The 18,795-nt window shown below is 73.3% G+C and carries 13 protein-coding genes; 2 read left to right on the top strand and 11 right to left on the bottom strand.

Annotation, left to right across the window (positions count from 1 at the left end):
* Positions 1–171: 171 nt before the first annotated feature.
* Positions 172–780: a TetR/AcrR family transcriptional regulator gene (locus AB0N02_RS12580; protein WP_363945307.1), complete on the bottom strand. Its 609-nt coding sequence runs from the start codon at positions 778–780 to the stop codon at positions 172–174.
* A 134-nt stretch (positions 781–914) separates the two neighbouring features.
* Here AB0N02_RS12580 and AB0N02_RS12585 point away from each other — a divergent pair, with 134 nt between their 5' ends.
* Entirely contained in the window at positions 915–1,769 is an 855-nt protein-coding gene (locus AB0N02_RS12585; RefSeq protein WP_363945309.1) for an SDR family oxidoreductase, read from the top strand.
* Between the two features lie 87 nt (positions 1,770–1,856).
* Here the strand turns inward: AB0N02_RS12585 and AB0N02_RS12590 are convergent, their stop codons facing one another.
* From AB0N02_RS12590 to AB0N02_RS12635, 10 genes are all read right to left on the bottom strand, one after another.
* Positions 1,857–2,744: a hypothetical protein gene (locus AB0N02_RS12590; protein WP_363945310.1), complete on the bottom strand. Its 888-nt coding sequence runs from the start codon at positions 2,742–2,744 to the stop codon at positions 1,857–1,859.
* A 234-nt stretch (positions 2,745–2,978) separates the two neighbouring features.
* Entirely contained in the window at positions 2,979–3,641 is a 663-nt protein-coding gene (locus AB0N02_RS12595) for a hemerythrin domain-containing protein (RefSeq protein WP_363945312.1), read from the bottom strand.
* Positions 3,642–3,865: 224 nt separating this feature from the next.
* Positions 3,866–7,480 carry a WD40 repeat domain-containing serine/threonine-protein kinase gene (locus AB0N02_RS12600; protein ID WP_363945314.1) on the bottom strand — a complete coding sequence of 1,205 codons (3,615 nt, stop codon included), beginning with the start codon at positions 7,478–7,480 and terminating at the stop codon, positions 3,866–3,868.
* Positions 7,481–7,755: 275 nt separating this feature from the next.
* Positions 7,756–9,756 (bottom strand): GTPase, encoded by a 2,001-nt coding sequence (locus tag AB0N02_RS12605; RefSeq protein WP_363945316.1) that lies wholly within the window; start codon positions 9,754–9,756, stop codon positions 7,756–7,758.
* Positions 9,753–11,657, bottom strand: coding sequence for an ABC transporter (locus tag AB0N02_RS12610; RefSeq protein WP_363945318.1), 1,905 nt, complete (start codon positions 11,655–11,657; stop codon positions 9,753–9,755). The genes AB0N02_RS12605 and AB0N02_RS12610 overlap by 4 nt, the downstream gene beginning before the upstream one ends.
* 259 nt (positions 11,658–11,916) lie before the next feature.
* Positions 11,917–12,588 carry a response regulator transcription factor gene (locus AB0N02_RS12615; RefSeq protein ID WP_363945320.1) on the bottom strand — a complete coding sequence of 224 codons (672 nt, stop codon included), beginning with the start codon at positions 12,586–12,588 and terminating at the stop codon, positions 11,917–11,919.
* A gap of 98 nt (positions 12,589–12,686) precedes the next feature.
* Entirely contained in the window at positions 12,687–13,319 is a 633-nt protein-coding gene (locus tag AB0N02_RS12620) for a hypothetical protein (protein WP_363945322.1), read from the bottom strand.
* Positions 13,320–13,346: 27 nt separating this feature from the next.
* Positions 13,347–14,600 (bottom strand): ABC transporter permease, encoded by a 1,254-nt coding sequence (locus AB0N02_RS12625; RefSeq protein WP_363945324.1) that lies wholly within the window; start codon positions 14,598–14,600, stop codon positions 13,347–13,349.
* Entirely contained in the window at positions 14,597–15,433 is an 837-nt protein-coding gene (locus AB0N02_RS12630) for an ABC transporter ATP-binding protein (protein WP_363945325.1), read from the bottom strand. Before AB0N02_RS12630 ends, AB0N02_RS12625 begins: the two co-directional genes overlap by 4 nt.
* The gene (locus AB0N02_RS12635; RefSeq protein ID WP_363945326.1) at positions 15,430–16,626 is read right to left on the bottom strand and encodes a biotin/lipoyl-binding protein; all 1,197 of its coding nucleotides are present in this window, start codon (positions 16,624–16,626) and stop codon (positions 15,430–15,432) included. The genes AB0N02_RS12630 and AB0N02_RS12635 overlap by 4 nt, the downstream gene beginning before the upstream one ends.
* Before the next feature lie 145 nt (positions 16,627–16,771).
* On the opposite strand from AB0N02_RS12635, the gene AB0N02_RS12640 reads away from it, so the two are divergent.
* Positions 16,772–18,772, top strand: coding sequence for an efflux RND transporter periplasmic adaptor subunit (locus tag AB0N02_RS12640; RefSeq protein ID WP_363945327.1), 2,001 nt, complete (start codon positions 16,772–16,774; stop codon positions 18,770–18,772).
* Positions 18,773–18,795: the final 23 nt, after the last annotated feature.

Consider the following 18,795-nt stretch of genomic DNA (forward strand, 5'->3'; position numbering starts at 1 on the left):
TTCCGCATGGCGGGGAAACGTTCACGAAAAAGGGACGACCTCCGGAGGAGGATGTCTTTTCAGTGCGTCAATTCGTGAAGCCCGCACGTTGTCACATGTCCCGGCGCGCATTCAGGTGTGGTCACGGACGACGCGACCTCACACCGGACGAGGCCGCCCGCGCCCCGGCCGTCATCCCCGGGGGCGCAGGCCGTTGAGGGCGGTCTCGACGAGGGTGTCGGCGTATTCGGGGGTGAGCGGGCCGCCGCGTTGCAGCCAGCGGTTGAGCAGCGGTCCCCACAGCATCTCGACGGCCACGTCGAGATCGAGGTCCTCGCCCAGCTGGCCGGCCCGCTGGGCGGCACGCAGCCGTTCCTTCTTGATCCGCTTCATGGGGCCGTCCAGCTGTTCGGCGTAGGCGGCGGCCAGCTCGGGGTCGTGCGCGATCTCGGTGGTGAGCGCGCGCATCGGCTCGTCGTAACGCGGGTCGTTCAGCTCGGCGACCGTGGCGCGCATGACCGTCTTCAGGTCGGCCTCCAGGTCGCCGGTGTCGGGCAGGGCGACCTCCCCGTCCGGCCCCTCGCTGAACATGAGGAAGGCGTCGAAAAGCACCGCCCCCTTCGACGGCCACCATCGGTAGATCGTCTGCTTGCCGACGCCGGCCCGCGCGGCGATGCCCTCGATGCTCAGTTTGGCGTATCCGACCTCGCTGACCAGGTCGAACGCCGCGGTGAGGATGGCCCGCCTGGAGGCGTCGCTGCGGCGGGCCGCGTTGGAGGAGGTCTTGCGCTGCGTCGTCACGCGCCCAACCTAACAAACAGCTAGACGAGACGGACCGTCTTGACTTGGCGGAGACGACCCTCGTACGATCGCCGCAACGAAACGAGACGAACCGTCTCGGTTCGTATGAATGCCGAACGATCGGAGTCCCGCGTATGCGCACCACCGCCCCCTCACGCACCTGGTTCATCACCGGTGCGAGCCGTGGCCTGGGCCGCGCGTTCGCCCTGGCCGCCCTGGAGCGCGGCGACCGGGTGGCCGCCGCCGCACGCACCATCGCCTCACACGACTTCGGCGATCGGTACGGCGACCGCCTGCTGCCCCTGCCCCTCGACGTGACCGACCGCGCCGCGGTGTTCGCCGCCGTGACCACCGCCGCCGAGCACTTCGGCCGCCTCGACATCGTGGTCAACAACGCCGGAACACTGTCCATGGGCATGATCGAGGAGTTCACCGAGGCCGAGGCCCGCGCCCAGCTGGAGGTCAACCTCTTCGGGGCGATGTGGGTCTGTCAGGCGGCGCTGCCGCACCTGCGCGCCCAGGGCTCGGGGCACATCGTGCAGATCTCCAGCATCGCCGCGCTCGGCGGCTTCCCGAGCACCGGGATGTACAGCGCGAGCAAGTTCGCCCTGGAGGGCATGAGCGAGGCCCTGGCCATGGAGGTCGCCCGGTTCGGCGTCAAGCTGACCGTCGTCCAGCCCGGCGGCTACTGGACCGACCTGTACACCGGCGGCCTGACCACGACCACGCCCCTGGAACCGTACGGGCCGCTCCGCGCCGAGATGGAGAGGCAGTGGGCCGAGGGCTCGGTGGACAGCGAGCCGCGCCTGGCCGCCGAGGCAATGCTGGAACTGGTCGACAGCGACGACCCGCCGCTGCGACTGCTGCTCGGCAGCATGGTCTACGACCTGGCCTTCGACCTCTGCCGTCGGCGGATGGACACCTGGGCCGGGTGGGAGCGGGTCAGCCGCGCCGCCGAGCACGCCGTACCCGCTCCCGAGCCCGCCTGACACGCGCCTCTCAGGACGGGGACGCCCATCTCAGGACCGGGACGCCCATCTCAGGACGGGGACGACGGAGCGGACGGGGCCGGGGAATCAGATCCTGGCGTTGCGGCGCAGGATGTCGAGGGCGCGGACGGTGGTGTGGCCACGCCAGTCGAGTACGCCCGCGGGTGAGATCTTGGCGTAGTCGACGGTCCATCCGCCGTCGTCCCGCTGCAGGCCGGCCAGGCGGTCCAGATCGGCGGCGATCACCTCCGGGGCGAACAGGGTCCGTGCCGGGCGGCCGGGGAACGGGGCGAAGTCCAGCGGGCGGAGCGCCTCGTCCTCGGTGCCGCCCTCGACGTGCATCAGGCCGTCGGCGGGGATGTGGCCGCCCAGGCGTGCGAGGAGACCGGCCGCCTCCGGGTGGGTGTCGTGCACGGCGTCCAGGAACCGTACGGCGAAGGCCAGCACGTACGCGTGAGGCTTCTCCCCAAGCGCCTCGATGGCGGCCAGGCAGTAACGGCTGGCCCGCCGGAGCCAGGGATGAGCGGCGACGGCCGGGTCGTGCGCGGCGACGCGGTGCGCGGCGGCCGCGGTCACGGCGGTGATCTGCAGCGAGGAGGCGGTGAGGTCGGCGTCCGCCCACCAGGGGGCGGTTCCGGCGGTGACCGTGAGGGGCAGCGCGAAAGGCAGTCCGCCGTCGGGCCGGGAGACCGACTCCAGCCAGTCGCACAGCGCGCCGGCCTGTACGGCGACGGCCGGGGAGATGTCCTCGAACACCTCGAAGGCGTGCAGCGCGGCACCGGGCTGGCTCTCCGGCGAGCGCAGGTCGGGTTCCAGGCCCCAGCCGTAGCCGCCGTCGGGATTGCGGTAGCCGTCCAGCGCGGCCAGTGCGGCGGCGGGATCGGCCTCGCCCGTCATCAGCTGGAAACGACGGCGGTCCAGGACGCGAGCGTGGGTGGCCATGAAGGAGGCCGCCGCGGAGAGGTCGACGTTCATGAGCCCATCGTGTCCCACGCGGAGGAGAGCGGTCTTGCAGGAATCGGTCTCGACCGGCGTGGCATCGTGTCCCGGCCGGAAAGGAACGGTCTCGCGTGAACCGGCCCAGGTCGGAGGAGGGCGTCTCCTGGGAACCGGCCCAGGTCGGCGGGGGCGATCTCGTGGAACCGGTCCCGGCCGGCGGGGCGACGCGGCCGGTGCCGCGCCGGCCGGGACACGGTCAGGGCGCGCCGATCACGGCGTGTGGCCGTACTCCTCGGGCGGGATCCCCCCGGCGCGCCCGGCGCCGTCGTCCCGCTCCGCGCCGTCGTCCCGCTCCGCGCCGTCGTCCCGCTCCGCGCCGTCGTCCCGCTCCGCGCCGTCGTCCCGCTCCGCGGCGGCGAAGGCGAGCCAGGCGGGTGGCCGGAAGTCGGGTTCCGAACCGTCCAGCCCCGGAGGACTCAGCGCGTTGAGGGCCGCGGCGATCTTCTTCTCCTCGTAGACGAAGTGCGACTCCAGCAGCGCGGACAGGCCGTCCAGGTCGGCCCGCACGCGCTGTGCCTCGGCCAGGCCCGGATCCGCCGTGAGGTCGCCGAGCAGGTTCTCCAGGCTGCGCAGGATCCCGGCCACGGCGTGGTGGTCGTGGACCAGCTCCTCGATCACGGGGCGCAGTTCGGGGTACTGCTCCGCCAGGACGGGGAAGGCCCCGCCGTCCTCGCCGGTGTGGTGCAGGGTCAGTGCGGAGCAGAACGCCAGGCAGTGCGCCCGCAGCTCCCGTGGCCGTCCGCCGCGGCCTTCGAGGTAGGAGTCGACGTCCTCGCGGAGCCGGTCCAGCTCCTCGCGGAGCCAGATGTGCACTTCGATCAACTGGGTGCCGAACGCCGTGACACGGCCGCTCGATCGGGTGGGTGGTTTCATGGTCGTCCCATGATTCGGCGCCTCCATGCCCTCGGCGATCTCTTTGCCGGGTACACCGCGACGCTGAGGCGGGATTCCATCACCCTTCCGACGAACCGTCAACCTTCCGACAGACCGTCAAGCGGGACCTGCGACGCGTCCGGCTCACGACGCGTCCGGCTCACGACGCGGTCGGATCCCGTACGACTCGGTCACCGGCAGGCCCGGCGGCGTGGAGGCGCCCCTCACTCCGCGAAGCGGTGGCCGTCTCCCTTCGCTCCGCACAGATCGAGGCCCTCGATCTCCGGGCTGTACCGCTTCAGGTCGTTCCCCTCCGGCGGGTTCCCCACCCGGTCGCAGACGGCGGCGGCGACGGCATCGCCGTCGACGGAGTACACGCGCAGGACGCCGTCCGGGGTGGCGCCGAACAGCGTCCGGCCGTCCGGGCTGAAGGCGAGCGCCGCGTAACGACCGGCCCCCTCCTCGGTCCGGCCGTCGAACACGAGGCCGAGCACCCGCTGGGCGCCGACGTCCCACAGGCGTATCCGGTCACCGTCCTCGTAGGAGGCGACGAACCGCCCGTCGGGTGACCAGACGAGTGAGACGGCACCGTTGGCGGCCTGTAGGAAGGGCGGGCCGGTCGCGGCGGTGAGGTCCGGCCTCCACAGCGACAGCTGTCCCTCCGTGTCGGCGACGGCGCGCGTCCCGTCCGGGCTGAACGCGTAGGGGCCCTCGATCCGCGCGGATCCGGCGGGACCGGGCCGCCGGGCCGCCGTCGCCGGGTCCACGAGCGTCACATCGGACGATGTACGCACCGCCAGGAGGCCACCGTCGGGCCGGTAGGCCATGCCCTCCGGATCCGTCACCTCCTTCACCAGGCGCACGCTCATGCGGTTCAGGTCCCACAGCTCCAGGGGAAACCCGGTACCGGGCAGGTAGGGAGCGACCGCGAGGTGGGTTCCGTCGGGGCTGAACGTCAGATCGCCGATCTGCTCGGCGGCTCGGGCCGAGACCTGGAAGGAGCGCAGCACCGTCCCCGAGCGCGCGTCCACCAGGACCACCCCGGCGCGCGGGCGGCCGCCGCCGGACGTCACGAGCCCGCCGGCGGCCAGCGTGCCGCCGTCCGCGCTGAAGGCGAGGGCGGGACGCACCCATACGGGAACGGGCACGGAGATCGGGCCGCCGATGGTCCGTCCCCGCACCACGTCCCACAGCCGCACCTCGCCGTTCCCGAGGACGGCCATCGTCCGGCCGCCCGGCGAGAGCGCGGCCGTGCCGTTCGGCGCCCCCCGAAGGACGGGCCGGTCCAGGAGGAAGCGGACGTCCAGCGTGAACATCGTCCCCGTCTCCGACCGGATCCGCAGCACCCGGTCGGCCTCGTCGAAGCGGACCTCGCCGACCAGCACGCCGGGCCGGCGCTCCATCACGACCTGCCCGTCCGCCAGACGCAGCACCATCAGATTGTCGCCTCCCCACAAGGCGAGGAAACGGTCGTGGTACCCGAAGGCGGCCGCGTCCCACACGGGCCCCGCGCCGTCACCCGGCACCAGGACTCCGGACGGCACGCGCCGCAGCTGCAACCGCACGCTGCGCACCGACGGGAGGTACTCCGTGACGGCGAGCGACCGGCCGTCCTCGCTGAACACCGCGCCCTTGACACGCTTCCTCTCCGGCAGCCGACCGGCCGGCAGCCGCCGGCCCGCTCGCAGGTCCCACAGCTCCGCCCGGCCCTCATCGCCGGAGTAGACGAAGCCGAGGGTGCCCTGGGGGTTCACCGCGTCGATCTCCGCTCCCGAGGGCGTGCGCAGGGGGCGGCGCGTGGCGAGGTCCCACCAGTGGGATCCACGAGGCAGGGCGAGCGACAGCAGCCGTCCCGTGGGGTCGAACTCGACCTGGCCCAGGTCTCCCCGGTACGCCGCGGGGCCGAAGGCCTCTCCCATCGGACGCGCCGACCGCGTGTCCCACAGACGCACCCCGCGGTCGTCCTGTACGGCCAGCACGTCACCTCCGGGGCTGAGCGCGGCCCTCACCACGGCCTGGCCGACCCCCGCCACACGGCGCAGCATCCGGTGTCCCCGGACGTCCCAGAGCGTGGCCGTTCCGGACCACACGGCCGCCAGCACCCGGCCGTTCCGGTTGGTCGCGTACACGGTGCCGGCCGTGGCCTCGGGGTCGGTGAACGCGTCGAGCCACGCCTGGGAGCGCGAGTCGTACAGGGCGCCGAGCGACTCGGGCAGGGACGGCGCCAGCCGCCACGCGGCCACGCTCAGGAGCATGGCCGCGCGCGGGTCTCTCTCGCGCAGGCTCCCCGCGTACTGGGCGAGCGAGCGGGCCGTCGCGTCGTCGTGTTCGCGGGCGGCGAGGCGGCTCTGGCGTTCGGCCAGCCCCAGCCCGCCCAGCGCGACGACCAGGAGCGCCGCCAGGGCCGTGGCCAGCAGGCGGCGGCGCCGTGACCGGTGCCGGGCGAGGTCGGTCGCGGCGTCGAGGAACTTCCGTTCCAGCCGGGTCAGCACGATCTCCCGCGGCCGGTCGGCGGCCCAGCGGACCGTCCGGTCCAGGGCGGAGCCCCGCAACAGGTCTCCGGACTTGCGCCCGTGCCCCTCCCAGGAACGCGCGACCTCGGTGAGCCTGCGGTGGACGGGCAGGCCGTCCCGGTTGTCCGCCACCCACGTCCGCAGGCGCGCCCACGCCCGGATGAGCGCGGGGTGGGCCAGGGTCACCGTCGAGTCGCTCTCGGCCACGAGCCCGGCCGCGCGGTACAGCGCGAGCAGCGAGACGACGGCCGCGCCGTCCGGCACGTCCAGGAGTTCCTCGCGCGGGACCCGCCTGATCGTCTCGTCGCTGTCCTCGGTGACGGCGACCATCCGGAGGAAGACCTCGGGCGCCACCGCCCGCTCGTCGTCGGACAGCTCCGCGTAGATCTCCTCCGCGACCGTGCCGAGGTCGGGCTCGGCGGGCCGTACCTCGTCCGGGGAGCGCAGCCCCGCCGCCGCCCGGCCGCCGTCCGCGAGCAACCGGCCGCCGTCCGCGAGCGGCTCTCCCTCGTCCGTGAGTGGTCGTCCGTCGTCCGGGCCCCGCAGCAGGCCGAGCAGGATCTCGGGGGCGACGGGCCTGTCGGCGGGGTCGTGGGAGAGCGCCCGCCCAGCCAGCGTCCGCAACGGTTCGGGCAGGCCGTCCAGGTCGGGCCGGAATCCGAGCACCCGGGTCACGACCGACAGCGGCTCCCCGCCGGGCAGGGGGTCGCACCCCCGCGCGGCGAACAGGACGACCAGCGCCCAGGCCCAGATGTCGGCGGCGGCCGTCGTCCTCCTCCCGGCGAACGCCTCGGGGGCCATGTAGTTGGGCGTTCCCAGGATGGGTCCCGTCGTCGTGGGCGGCCCTGTCTCCCGTGCCACCCCGAAGTCGATCACCCGCGGACCGTCCGGGCCGAGGACGATGTTGTCGGGCTTGAGGTCACGGTGGACGACGCCCGCCTGGTGGATGGCGGTCAGCGCGGTGGCGACCCCCACGGCCAGCCGCCGCAGCGCGTCCTCCTCGTACGGCCCCGCCTCGTCGATCACCTGGCGCAGGTTCGGCCCGGGGACGTACTCGCTGACGATGAACGGCCGTTCACCGTCGGTCCTCGCCTCGATCACCCTCGCGACGCAGAACGGGGCCACACGCCGGGCGGCCGCCGCCTCCCTGGCCAGCCTGGCTCGGGAGACCTGGTCGTCGAAGCGGGGCACCTTGACGGCCACTCGCTCGCCGTCCTCGCCGTACGCCTCGTAGACCACGCCCTGGCCGCCCGCGCCGAGGCGGCCGGCGAGCCAGTAGCGGCCCAGGCGCTGAGGGTCGGAGGGGGTCAGGGACACCAGGGGCACCAGGTCCTCCCACGGTAGGAGAGTCACGGTCCGTGACCGCCCACGACGCGGAGGATTCGCCGTGGATTCCCTGAACATGGGTGCGCCGAGAGCGAGGGACGGCACAGGCGACCGTACCCCGGCCGCCCCCGAACATCGAGACCCTCCGGCGATCCCGGCGCGGGACACGGGGCGGCCGGAGCCCCTCGCCGTTCCCGCCGGTCGCCCCGCCTGGGACGGGACTCCTCACCGCTGAGACGACCGTTCCGGCGGCACGACGGCAGCCGAACGGTTCCTCACTCCTTCCTCGCCAGGGTGACCGCCTCGGTGAAGCGGTGGTAGCGGGACAGTTCCTCTCCGACCGGTTCCAGCACGAGCCCGCGGGCGACCCGCTCGACGCTCACCCGCAGGGCTCGGGCGGCCTTGCGGGCCCGGCGGCGTCCGCCGATCCACGCGGCCGCCCGCGACAGTCCGGCGATCAGCAGGCCGAGGACGACGCCGCCGATCAGCAACACCGTGGGCCAGGGCAGCTCGCCCGCCGTCGGCATGTACGGCCGCGGCAGCCGGAGGTAGTCCAGGCCCAGCAGTCCGAGCAGCCACAGGCCGCCCGCCAGCGTGACCGCGAACACCAGCCACTGCGCCAGCCCGGTCACCCGCCACCACACGGGCCGCCGGGACGTGCCCAGCGAGGTGGTCGCGACCGCCCGGTCGAGGCCGTCCTCCAGTTCCTCCGCCCGGGACCGGGCCGCCCGCCGTACGGCCGCCGCCCACGGCTCGGGCAGTCCCGCGGACGCGGCGCCCGCGACCTCCCGGACGGCGGTGTCCATCCGAGAGCGCTGGACGGCGGTCGTGACGGGCATCGAGGTCCGGCCGACGGGCACGCGCAGGACCTGGGCGGAGTCCCGCTCGGACTCCCCGGCGGACTCGCGGACGGTGTGCCAGACGGAGTCCCCCGTGGACTTCCCGGTGGATTTTCCGCCGGAGTCCCGGCCGACACCCGGGATCACGGACATGCCGATGCGGAGGCGGCGCAGCGGGTCGGGGCGGAACCGGCGGATCCAGCGGGTCGGCGGCCAGCCGGTCGCGGCGACCGAGCGGTGCCGGTGCGCCTTGGCCACGGCCGCCACGACGACCGGTACCCCGGCCGCCTCGGAGAGCGCGTCGGTCAGCGGCCCGGCGAGGCCGTCCACGGACACCGTCGGCGCGGGCGACGCCGGGGAGCCGGACTCCGGGGCGGTGAAGAACGAGGCGGCGGACGGCGAGGCGGTGGACATCCCGCCGGGGGACATCCTGCCGGGGGTCGTGCCGGGGGACACGGTGGCGGTGGGAACGGTGGCGGTGGGCACCGCGCCGGAGGGAACCGTCGCGGCGTGCGCCTGGGCCGTGGACGCGGGGGCGGTGGGGGACGGGACGGCGGGCGCCTTGGCGATGGGGGCCGGGGCGGTGGGGGTCGTGCCGCCGGCCGCCGGGGCGGTCGGCACCGGGCCGATGGACGCCCCGGCGAGGATGTCGGCGGCCCTGCCGACGTCGGCGGCCAGGCGGGCGGCCCACGACCGCCGGGCCACGACCCGGGAGACGAGCAGGGCGCGCAGTTCCGGCAGTCCTGTCCCGGTGCGCGCGGAGACACCGGCCAGCGGCACCTCCGCCAGGCCGTCCCCGTCGAGCAGCCGCCGCAGGTCCTTCAGGCAGCGCTCGGCGGCGGCCGGAGGGAGGCGGTCGGTCTGGTTGAGCACGACGACCGTGACGTCACGGTGGCGGGCCAGCGGGCGCAGGTAGCGGTCGTGGACGGCCGCGTCGGCGTACTTCTGCGGGTCGAGCACCCACACCAGCACGTCGACCAGCTCCACCAGCCGGTCGACCTCAAGGCGGTGCGTCAGCTCGATCGAGTCGTGGTCGGGCAGGTCGAGCAGGATCAGCCCGGCCGTTCCGTCCTCGGGGTGCGCCACCTCGTGACGGCGCGGGATCTCCAGCCAGTCGAGCAGCGGCCCGGCTCCCTGTCCGTCCCAGAGCGCGGCCTGCGCGGTGGAGGTGGTGGGACGGGTGACGCCGACCATGGCCAGGGAGGTGCCGGACAGCGCGTTGAACAGCGACGACTTGCCGCTGCCGGTGGCTCCGGCCAGCGCGACCACGGTGTGCTCGACCGACAGGCTCCGCCGTACCCCGGCGCGGGAGACCACGGAGCGCGCCCCGGCGACCGCGTCGGCGGCCAGCCGTCCATCGGCCAGGTCCGCGGCCAGGGCCAGCCCCCCGAGCCGGTCGTCCAGGGAGACGGCGGTCTTGCGCCGCGGCAGCTTCACGGCTCCCCCGCCTTCCGGTCGCCCGTACGGGAGCCGCCCGGGAATCCGGGTGAGAGGCCGAGCCCGGGGTCAGGCGGGAGGCCGGACCTGGATTCGGACGGAGATTCAGTCGGGGATTCGGGCGGGGATCCGGGAGGGGGTTCGGGCGGGGATCCGGGTGGAAGGCCGGACCGGGATCCGGGTGGGAGGTCGCGCCGGTGCTCCCGTACGGCCCGCGCCGCGGCGCGCAGGCCCGGGCCGGCGTCCTCGGGCGGCTCGACGGCGTCGAGGAGCGCGGTGAAACGGGTGGCCTCGGCGTCGAGCAGGGCGGCGACGCGGGATCGCAGGTCGGCGCGGGCCTTGACGGTGAGGGTGCGTACCGCCTGGTCGCCGAAGACGGCCTCCAGGAGTTTCTGGCTCAGCACGCTGGTGCCTCCGGCGATGCCGACCTCGATCCCGGTCAGGCCCCCGGTGGAGGCGAAGACCGCGAGCATCAGCAGCAGCCCCGCGCCGTTGACGCCGTAGGAGGTGAACCTGGCCAGGCTCCGCCTGTCGGCGCCCTCATCGCGGACCAGGTCGAGCACGTATCCCTGCCAGCCCCGCAGTACCGCCTCCGCCTCGGCGGACAGCCCCGCCGAGGCCCTGCCGAGGCGACCGGCCCGCAGGACCCCGGCCTTCTCGAGCAGGTCGCGCCCCGACGGGTGCGCCGACCACGACTCCAGCGCGCGCTCGGCGGCGCCGTCGGCCGAGGCCCTGATCAGGGCCTCGACCCCGCTCTCCAGCGCGACCCGCAGCTCGCCGGCCGACGTGGGCCGCCCGGTGAACAGCGCGACCATGCGGTCCCTGAACCGGCCGACCCGGCTCTCCAGGGAGCGCATCAGGTCGCCGGTCCCGATGAAGTCCTGCCAGCGGGCCAGCACCTCGCCGCGCAGCAGCGACCCGTCCAGCATGCCCGCGTCGAAGACGGCCAGGCCCGAGGCGTAGGCGGCGTCCGTCATCGAGCGCAGCTCCTCGGCGGCGGCGCGCTGGTCGTCGACGGCGTCGGCGAGGGCGGGCACCCGTACGGCGAGGCTCTCCAGCGCGCCGGACAGGGTCTGGCGCACCACGTCGGCACGGGCCCGGGAGTCGGCGGCGATGCCGGTCAGCCAGTCGGCGACGGCCTGGACGGCATGGCGCGGCAGACGGGCGTTCTCCTCGGGCAGCACCAGCTCGGGAACCTCGAACAGGCGGGTCCCGCCCAGCCCGTTGGCGTCGAGCAGCCGGGCCAGGTCCCGCTCGACCACGCCGAGGGCCTCGGGAGGCACCCTCGACAGCACGATCGCCAGCGCGGTGCTCCGTTCCCTGGCGGTGCGCAGGAAGCCCCACGGCACCTCGTCGGCGTAGCGGGCCGCGGTCGTGGTGAACAGCCACAGGTCGGCGGCGGCGAGGAGCTGGGCGGCCAGCTCGCGGTTGGCGGTGACGACCGAGTCGATGTCGGGCGCGTCGAGCAGGGCCAGTCCCGGCGGAAGGGAGGGGACGGTGACCACGCGGAGCGTGCCCGGCTCGCCTCTCGCGCCGCCCGTGACGCGGGGCAGGCCGGGCAGGACGTGCAGACCGGTGAACCACGCCTCGTCCGCCGGGCTGGTGACCAGGGTGGGGGCCAGCGTGGTCGGCCGCAGCACGCCCGGCTCGGAGACGTCCGCGCCGACGACGGAGTTCACCAGGGTCGACTTGCCCGCCCCGGTCGAGCCGCCCACGACGGCGAGCAGCGGGGCGTCGATCGCGGTGAGCCGGGGGATCAGGTAGTCGTCGAGCTGTCCGGTCAGCTCGCGCAGCGCGCGGCGCCCGGACTCCGCGCCGACGGCCGCCAGCGGGAACAGGTCATGGTCGAGGTGACGCCGCAGCTCGCGCAGCGCGTCGAGCAGACCGTCGCTCTGGCTCATAGAGCGACCCTTCCCTGCTGGAAGGCCCCTAGACATGGTTTTGCCCCATCGCCCGACCGGGTCACGGGGGCGAACCCGGTCGGGCGATGGGGCCGTTACCCCGGATTCCGCGTGGGGCCACACCGGGCTCGTCTCCCCCGCAGCTGGAGACGAACCCGAACCTTCACGCGATCACGGGGTGATCGGGGGTCATTCGCCGCCTATTGGAACACCCGAAGCTCAGGGTCACTTGAAGCGAAGCTGAATGTCCGCTGAAGATTCAACCATTTTGGGGAGGTCTCAGGACATATCCCACACCGCGCAGGGTGTGGATGAGCCGGGGCTCGGACATGTCGACCTTGCGCCTGAGATAGGACACGTAGGACTCGACGACCCCGGCGTCGCCGCCGAAGTCGTAGTTCCAGACGTGGTCCAGGATCTGCGCCTTGGACAGCACCCTGCCGGTGTTGACCATGAAGTAGTGCAGCAGCTTGAACTCGGTCGGCGACAGCCGTACCGGCCTGCCCGAGCGCCAGACCTGGTGCGCCTCCTCGTCCAGCTCCAGGTCGCCGACCTTCAGCCGGACGGGCAGGTCGAGGTCCCCCCTCGTACGGCGCAGCACCGCCCGGATCCGGGCGAGCACCTCCTCCAGGCTGAACGGTTTGGTCACGTAGTCGTCGGCCAGGCGCAGACCGGCCACCTTGTCGTCGGTGGCGTCCCGCGCGGTCAGGAAGACCACCGGCATCTGCCCACCCATCGCCCGCAACCGCCCGGCCACCGTGAACCCGTCCATGTCGGGCAGCATCACGTCCAGCACGACGAGGTCGGGACGGACCCGCTCGGCGAAGTGCACGGCCTCCCTGCCGTCCGCCGCCGTCACCACCTCGAACCCGGATCTGCGCAGGCTGGCGGAGAGCAACTCACGGATGTTCGGCTCGTCGTCTACGATCAACAGCCTTGCCTCGACTCTGTCAAGCACAGAATGAGGCTTACTCACCCTCCTGGAACGCAGCTCAGCTCCGGCTGAACGTTTCCTGAGAGGGGAGAGCGTCATCGTCGACCGCCGCCCTCGTTGATCGAGGTCGCGGTGATCGAGCCGTCCTCTCCCCTGGCGCCCTGGACGACCACCGTGCCGCCGGACCTCAGGTCGGCGACCTTGCCCTCCTTGGAGACGCGCACGGCCGTCTGCCCGGTGGTGTTCACGGTGACGACGGTGCCGTCCGGCTGCTGCACGTAGACCTTCGTGCCCTCCACCTTCTGCACGGTGCCGAAGGTCATACCGCCCCGGGCGCCCTGGTTCCCCTGACCGCCCTGGCCGTTCTGGGTGTCCTGGCCGCCGTCCCGCTGCCTGCCGCCGAACCCGCCGTAGCCACCTCCGTAGCCACCGGGGCCCTGGCCGCCGCCGTACCCGCCGTAACCGCCGGGACCGGCCGTGCCCTGCCGCATCATGGCGCCCGGCATCGCGCCCTGACCGCCGCCGCCCAGCGCCTTCTCCGCCTGGATCCCCAGGATCACGCCCGCGACGAGCATCACCCCCGCGCCGAGCACCAGCGTGAGCGTGGACAGGCGGCGCCGCGGCGGGGCCGCCAGCGCGCTGTCCAGGTCCCCCTTGAACGGGGAACTCTCCAGCAGTTCCCCGCCCTGGGCCTTCTCATCCGGCCGCTCTCCCGCTCCGGCGCCCATGTTCTCTCCTTGCGTAAGCCGTAAAGGTCATTCGTGACGCAGTGCCTGGATGGGCCTGAGCTTGGCCGCCCGGTTGGCCGGATAGCCGCCGAAGAACAGCCCGATGCCCACCGAGACACCGAGGGCCAGCACGATGGAGGACGGCACGAGCACGGGTTCGATGCCCGCGATCGTGAAGCGGGTGCCGACGAACGCGATCACCACCCCGGTGAGCCCGCCCAGCAGGCTCAGCACCGTCGCCTCCAGCAGGAACTGGCCGAGGATGGCGCTCCTGGGCGCGCCGATGGCCTTCCTGATGCCGATCTCCCTGGTCCGTTCGGTGACGGTGACCAGCATGATGTTGGTGATGCCGATGCCGCCGACGAGCAGGGAGATCGCGGCGACCGCGCCGAGCAGCGCGGTGAAGATCCCGACGGTGGAGCTGACGGTCTCCTGCAGGGTGGCCTGGTTCAGGATCCGGTAGTCCGCGGTGCCCGTCGGGGTGATGCCGTGCCGCTGGTCGAGCACGGCGGTCACCTCCGCCTGGGCCGAGGACGTCGTGTCGGTCCCCGTCGCCTGCACGATGATCGACCCGAGCGCGCCGAACCCGGTCAGGCTCTGCTGTACGGCGGGCAGCGGCACGATCGCCACGTCGTCCGCGTCCTGCATGCCCGAGGAGCCCGACTCCTTGAGCACCCCGATCACGGTGAACGGCACCCCGGAGACGCTGATCTGCTCCCCGACCGGGTCCGCGGTGCCGAACAGGTCGTCGGCGACCGTCTGCCCGATCACCATGACCTTCCTGGCGGCGAGCACGTCGTCGTTGACGAAGTAGGACCCGGTCCTGACGGGCTTGTTCGTCGCCTCGAAGTAGCTCGGGTAGGTGCCCACGAGCTGGGAGATCGTGTGGCTCACCCCGTCGCGCACGGCGGTGGCCCCGGAGGTGGTCACCACCGGGGACACGCTCTTGGCCGACGGCACCTGTTCGGGGTCGGCGAGCGCCTTGGCGTCCTCCAGCGTGAGCTGCCTGGCCTGGGTGCGCGGGCCCGTGCCCTGCCTGTTCCCGCCCGCGCCGCCGATGCCGCCGAACCCCCCTCCGGAGAAGGAGGCGGAGATCGTCAGAGTGTTGGCCCCCAGGCGCTGGATGCTCTTCTGGATGCTCTGCGAGGCCCCCTCGCCGAAGGCGACCAGCAGGATCACCGCCGCCACCCCGATGAGGATGCCCAGCGTGGTCAGGAAGCTGCGCAGCTTGTTGGCGGCCAGGCCGCGGAGCGCGAAACGGAGGATCTCCAGCCTGCTCACGAGGCGCCCTCCGGCACGCGGGGCTCCTGCCCGGCCTCCGGCGTCCGGGAGGCCTCAGCCGGCGTACGGGTGACCCGGGTGGTCTCGGAGGACGCGCGGGAGGCTCGCGCGGCCTCGGACATGCGGGGTGGCGGGCCGTCCACGGGGGCCTGGCGGTCGTCGGCGACGACCAGGCCGTCGACCAGGCGGATGACCCGTTTGGCGTGCGTGGCCACGTCGTCCTCGTGGGTGATGAGCACGATCGTGCGGCCGGAGCCGTTCAGCCGGTCGAGGATCTCCAGCACGTCCTCGGTGGAGCGGGTGTCGAGGTTGCCGGTGGGCTCGTCGGCGAGCAGCAGGGCGGGCGAGGTGACCAGCGCCCTGGCCACGGCCACCCGCTGCTGCTGGCCGCCGGACAGCTCGTTCGGCTCGTGGCGGACCCGGTCGGTCAGGCCGACCTGCCGCAGGGCCTCCATCGCGCGGGCCCGGCGCTCGGCGACGGGGACCCCGCCGTACGCCATGGGCAGTTCGACGTTGGCGAGCGCGCTCATCCTCGGGATGAGGTTGAACGACTGGAAGACGAATCCGATCTTCCGGTTGCGCAGTACGGCGAGCCTGCCCTCGTCGAGGGTTCCGACGTCGGTGCCGTCGATGAGGTAGCGCCCGGAGGAGGGGATGTCCAGGCAGCCCAGGATGTTCATGAGCGTCGACTTACCGGAGCCGGAGGCGCCCATGACGGCCACGTAGTCGCCCTGCTCGACGGTGAGGGAGATCCCGCGCAGCGCCTGGACCTGCGCCTCTCCCCTGCCGTACACCTTGGTGATGTCCCGGAGGGACAGGACGGGGGTGGTCATCGGCCACCGCCACCGGGACCGACGGGGCCGAAGTTCCCGCCGCCGCCCCGATTGCCGCCTCCGCCGAGACCGGGGAACCCGCCCTGCTGCTGGGTGGATCCGGTGCTCACCGGGCGGACGACCTGGTCTCCTTCGGCGAGTCCCGAGGTGATCTCGGTGAGCGTGTCGCCCTTGACCCCCACCTCGACCTGGACGGGCGCCTGGGCGCCGTTCCGCAGGACGGTCACGGTGCTCCGGCCGGCCGCGGTGGTGACCACCGTCGAGGGGACGGCGAGGGCGTTCTCCGCCTGCCCGACGACGACCTTGACGGTGGCCGTCTGGCCGAGCCGCACCTCGGGCGGCACCTCGACGAAGGAGATCGTCACCGGATACTGGACCACGTTGTTGCTGGTGGAGGCCGTCGGCTGGATCTGGGTGACCTTGCCGGTCGCGGTGACGCCGGTGAGCGCGTCGAACCCGATCGACGCCGTCTGGCCGACCTTGAGCTTGGTGATGTCGGACTCGGTGAAGTTCCCGACGAGCTGGAGCTTACGGGTGTCGGCCAGCTCGACGAAACCGCCCGCCGTACCGCCGGAACCCGATCCCGCGCCCGAGCCCGCGCCCGAGCCGGAACCCGAGCCCGCCCCGGAGCCGGACCCGGAACCCGAGCCGGAGCCCGATCCCGCGCCCGACGACGCTCCCGAGGAACCGGCCGAGCTGCCCGCCGTACCGTTGACGGCGGTGACCGTTCCGGCGAACGGCGCCTTGATGACGGTGGCGTCCACCGCGCGCCGCGCCGCCCGGTAGGTGTTCCTGGCGGTGATGTACTGGGCGTACCCGGCCGCGGTCGAGGTGTCGTCGTCCGCGGAGTCGAGCGCCGCGGCGGCCGCGTCCAGGCTCTCCCTCGCGGAGGTGTCGTCCAGCCGGGCGAGGATCTGCCCCTTGGAGACCTTGTCCCCCACCTCGACGTAGACCTTCTTGACGGTGCCGCTCGTCCCGAAGCCGAGTGACCGCGCCCGGGCGCTGGCCACGGCCCCCGAGGCGGAGACCGACGCGGTCACCGTGCTCCGGGTCACCGAGACGGTCCGCACCGCGGTGTCCGCGGAGGAGGCGGATCCCCCGAGGGAGGAGAAGGCGATTCCCGCGCCGCCCAGCAACAGGACCCCCAGGGCCCCGTTCACGATCAGCGCTCCGCGCTTGGTCGACAGCTTCACAGCGCTCGACCCTGGCGTACGAGTCTTGGGCTAACCCCAACTATTCCTGAGTGTTTGCTGCAAACGAGGGATAAAACTCGACATACAGGAAACATTCAGGTGTTTGTGAGCAGGCAGTGAATCGGGCAGGCCAAGATGGTCGGCCATGAGACCGACCAACCTCTCGAAACCCGTGCGCGTGGGAGGACTCGCCCTGGCCGCCCTCGTCCTCGTGGGTGCGGGCGTGTTCTACACGCTCGACGACGGCTCGGGGCAGGCCCCCCGGGTCGAACTCGTCGCCACCCGCCGGGGAACGGTGACCGCCGCGGTCTCCGCCGCGGGCAACACCGTGGACGTCGACACCCGGGAGCTGTCCTTCGGCGGCTCCGGCACGGTCAGGAAGGTCTACGTCAAGGCGGGAGACAAGGTCTCCAAGGGGAAGGTGCTCGCCTCCATAGGCTCCGCGCCCGCGCGCGAGCGGTACGAGGCCGCCAAGGCGCAGCTCGCGGCGGCCGAGGAGGCACTGGACGCGGCCGAGGAGAGGGCCGCGTCCCCCTCGGCGTCGCCGTCCCAGGGGCAGGGACAGAGCCAGGGACAGCAGCAGCAGGCGCAGAACCAGGGCCGGAACGGAGATCTGGGCCAGACGGGCTCGGATCCCTCCCGGCGGGGAACGTGCGGGCCCACCGCGACGCCGACGGGCGCGCCGACCGGGCCGGCGCGCGCCACCCCAACCCCCGGCGCGAGCGGTACGGCCACGCCGACGCCGGGCCAGGGCCGCACTCCCGCACCGGTCATGACGGTCGTGCCGGGCGCGACGGCCACGCCCACCGATCCCGGCCGGTTCAAGGCGGCGGTCCCCGCGGGCGGGATCGCCCTCGCGGGTTATCTCGTCAAACCCACGCCGACACCGACGCCGACGGCCACACCCACACCGACGGCGACGGCGACGACCCCGGCCTCGACGCCCACGACGGGCGGAACGGCGGAGACCGGGCCGAAGACGGGGACGGGGGCGAGAACGGGACCGGGCTCCGGTGAGGAGTCGCCCCATCCCGCTCCGGTGGTCACCGTGACCGTGACGGCCACCCCGGTCGTGACCGTGACCGCCACGGCCACGGTCACCGTGACCGCGACGCCGGACTCGGGCGCCTCACCCTCGAACCCGAACCCCGGCCCCTCGACCCCCGGCCCTTCGAACCCGACGCCGCAGCAGAGCGCCGGACCGAGCCGGACGCCCAAGCCCGGCTCGTCTGCCAGGCCGACCACGACAGGGAAGCCGACCGGGAAGCCGACTCAGAAACCGACCTCGAAGCCGACCGCGAGGCCCAGCACGGACGCGTGCGCCGGTCAGGGCACCGGGCAGAATTCCGGACAGAACGGCAGCCGGGGGAACTCGCAGACCACGCAGGGCACCCAGAGCGCGCAGGGCACGCAGAGCGCGAGGACCGCGCAGCAGGGCACGAGCCGGACGGCGGGACAGCAGGGCGGCGCGGGGAGCGGCCAGGGAGCGCTCACCGTGGAGCAGGCCGAGGCCCAGGTGAAGCGGGCGCGGGCGGACCTCACCGACGCCAGACAGGAGCTGGCCGGAGTACGGATCGTCGCTCCCACGAGCGGGACCGTGATGTCCGTGGCGGGAGCCGTCGGCGACACCGTGGGCACCGGCGCGTTCCTCACCCTCGGAGATCTCGACGAGCTCCAGGTCGAGGCGCTGTTCACCGAGTCGGACATCGGCAGCCTGAAGCTCGGCCAGCGAGCCACGATCACCCTGGCCACCCGGGAGGGGAAGAAGTACACCGGCACGGTGACCCACATCGCGCCGACCGCCACCACCACCGGCCAGCTGGTGAGGTACGGGGTCACGATCGCGTTCGACAAGGCGCCGGACGACCTCATGGTCGGCCAGACCGCCACGGTCACGGTGACCGTGGACGAGTCCCAGGAGGCGCTCTACCTGCCCGTGCAGGCCATACGGTCCAAGGACGGCACCTCGCGGGTCACCCTGCGCGGCGGCGGCGAGCGCGTCGTGACGACGGGAGTCCGCGGCGACCGGTACGTCGAGGTCACCTCGGGGCTCACCGAGAACGACCGGGTGGTGCTCCCCGGCGGCACCGCGACCGGGGGGTTCCCGGACGGCAGCTGGCCCGGAGGCGCCTCAAGCGCCCCCTGACCGACCCGCCGCGGGACGGCGTC

The sequence above is a fragment of the Streptosporangium sp. NPDC051022 genome, from assembly GCF_040683035.1.
In the GTDB taxonomy this organism is placed as follows: domain Bacteria; phylum Actinomycetota; class Actinomycetes; order Streptosporangiales; family Streptosporangiaceae; genus Streptosporangium.

Bases quoted from the DNA above. Each gene is read 5' to 3' on its own strand.
- AB0N02_RS12590 (WP_363945310.1), bottom strand. From the start codon at position 2,744: ATGAACGTCGACCTCTCCGCGGCGGCCTCCTTCATGGCCACCCACGCT.
- AB0N02_RS12620 (WP_363945322.1), bottom strand. From the start codon at position 13,319: ATGGGCGCCGGAGCGGGAGAGCGGCCGGATGAGAAGGCCCAGGGCGGG.
- AB0N02_RS12610 (WP_363945318.1), bottom strand. From the start codon at position 11,657: ATGAGCCAGAGCGACGGTCTGCTCGACGCGCTGCGCGAGCTGCGGCGT.
- AB0N02_RS12595 (WP_363945312.1), bottom strand. From the start codon at position 3,641: ATGAAACCACCCACCCGATCGAGCGGCCGTGTCACGGCGTTCGGCACC.
- AB0N02_RS12585 (WP_363945309.1), top strand. From the start codon at position 915: ATGCGCACCACCGCCCCCTCACGCACCTGGTTCATCACCGGTGCGAGC.
- AB0N02_RS12630 (WP_363945325.1), bottom strand. From the start codon at position 15,433: ATGACCACCCCCGTCCTGTCCCTCCGGGACATCACCAAGGTGTACGGC.
- AB0N02_RS12640 (WP_363945327.1), top strand. From the start codon at position 16,772: ATGAGACCGACCAACCTCTCGAAACCCGTGCGCGTGGGAGGACTCGCC.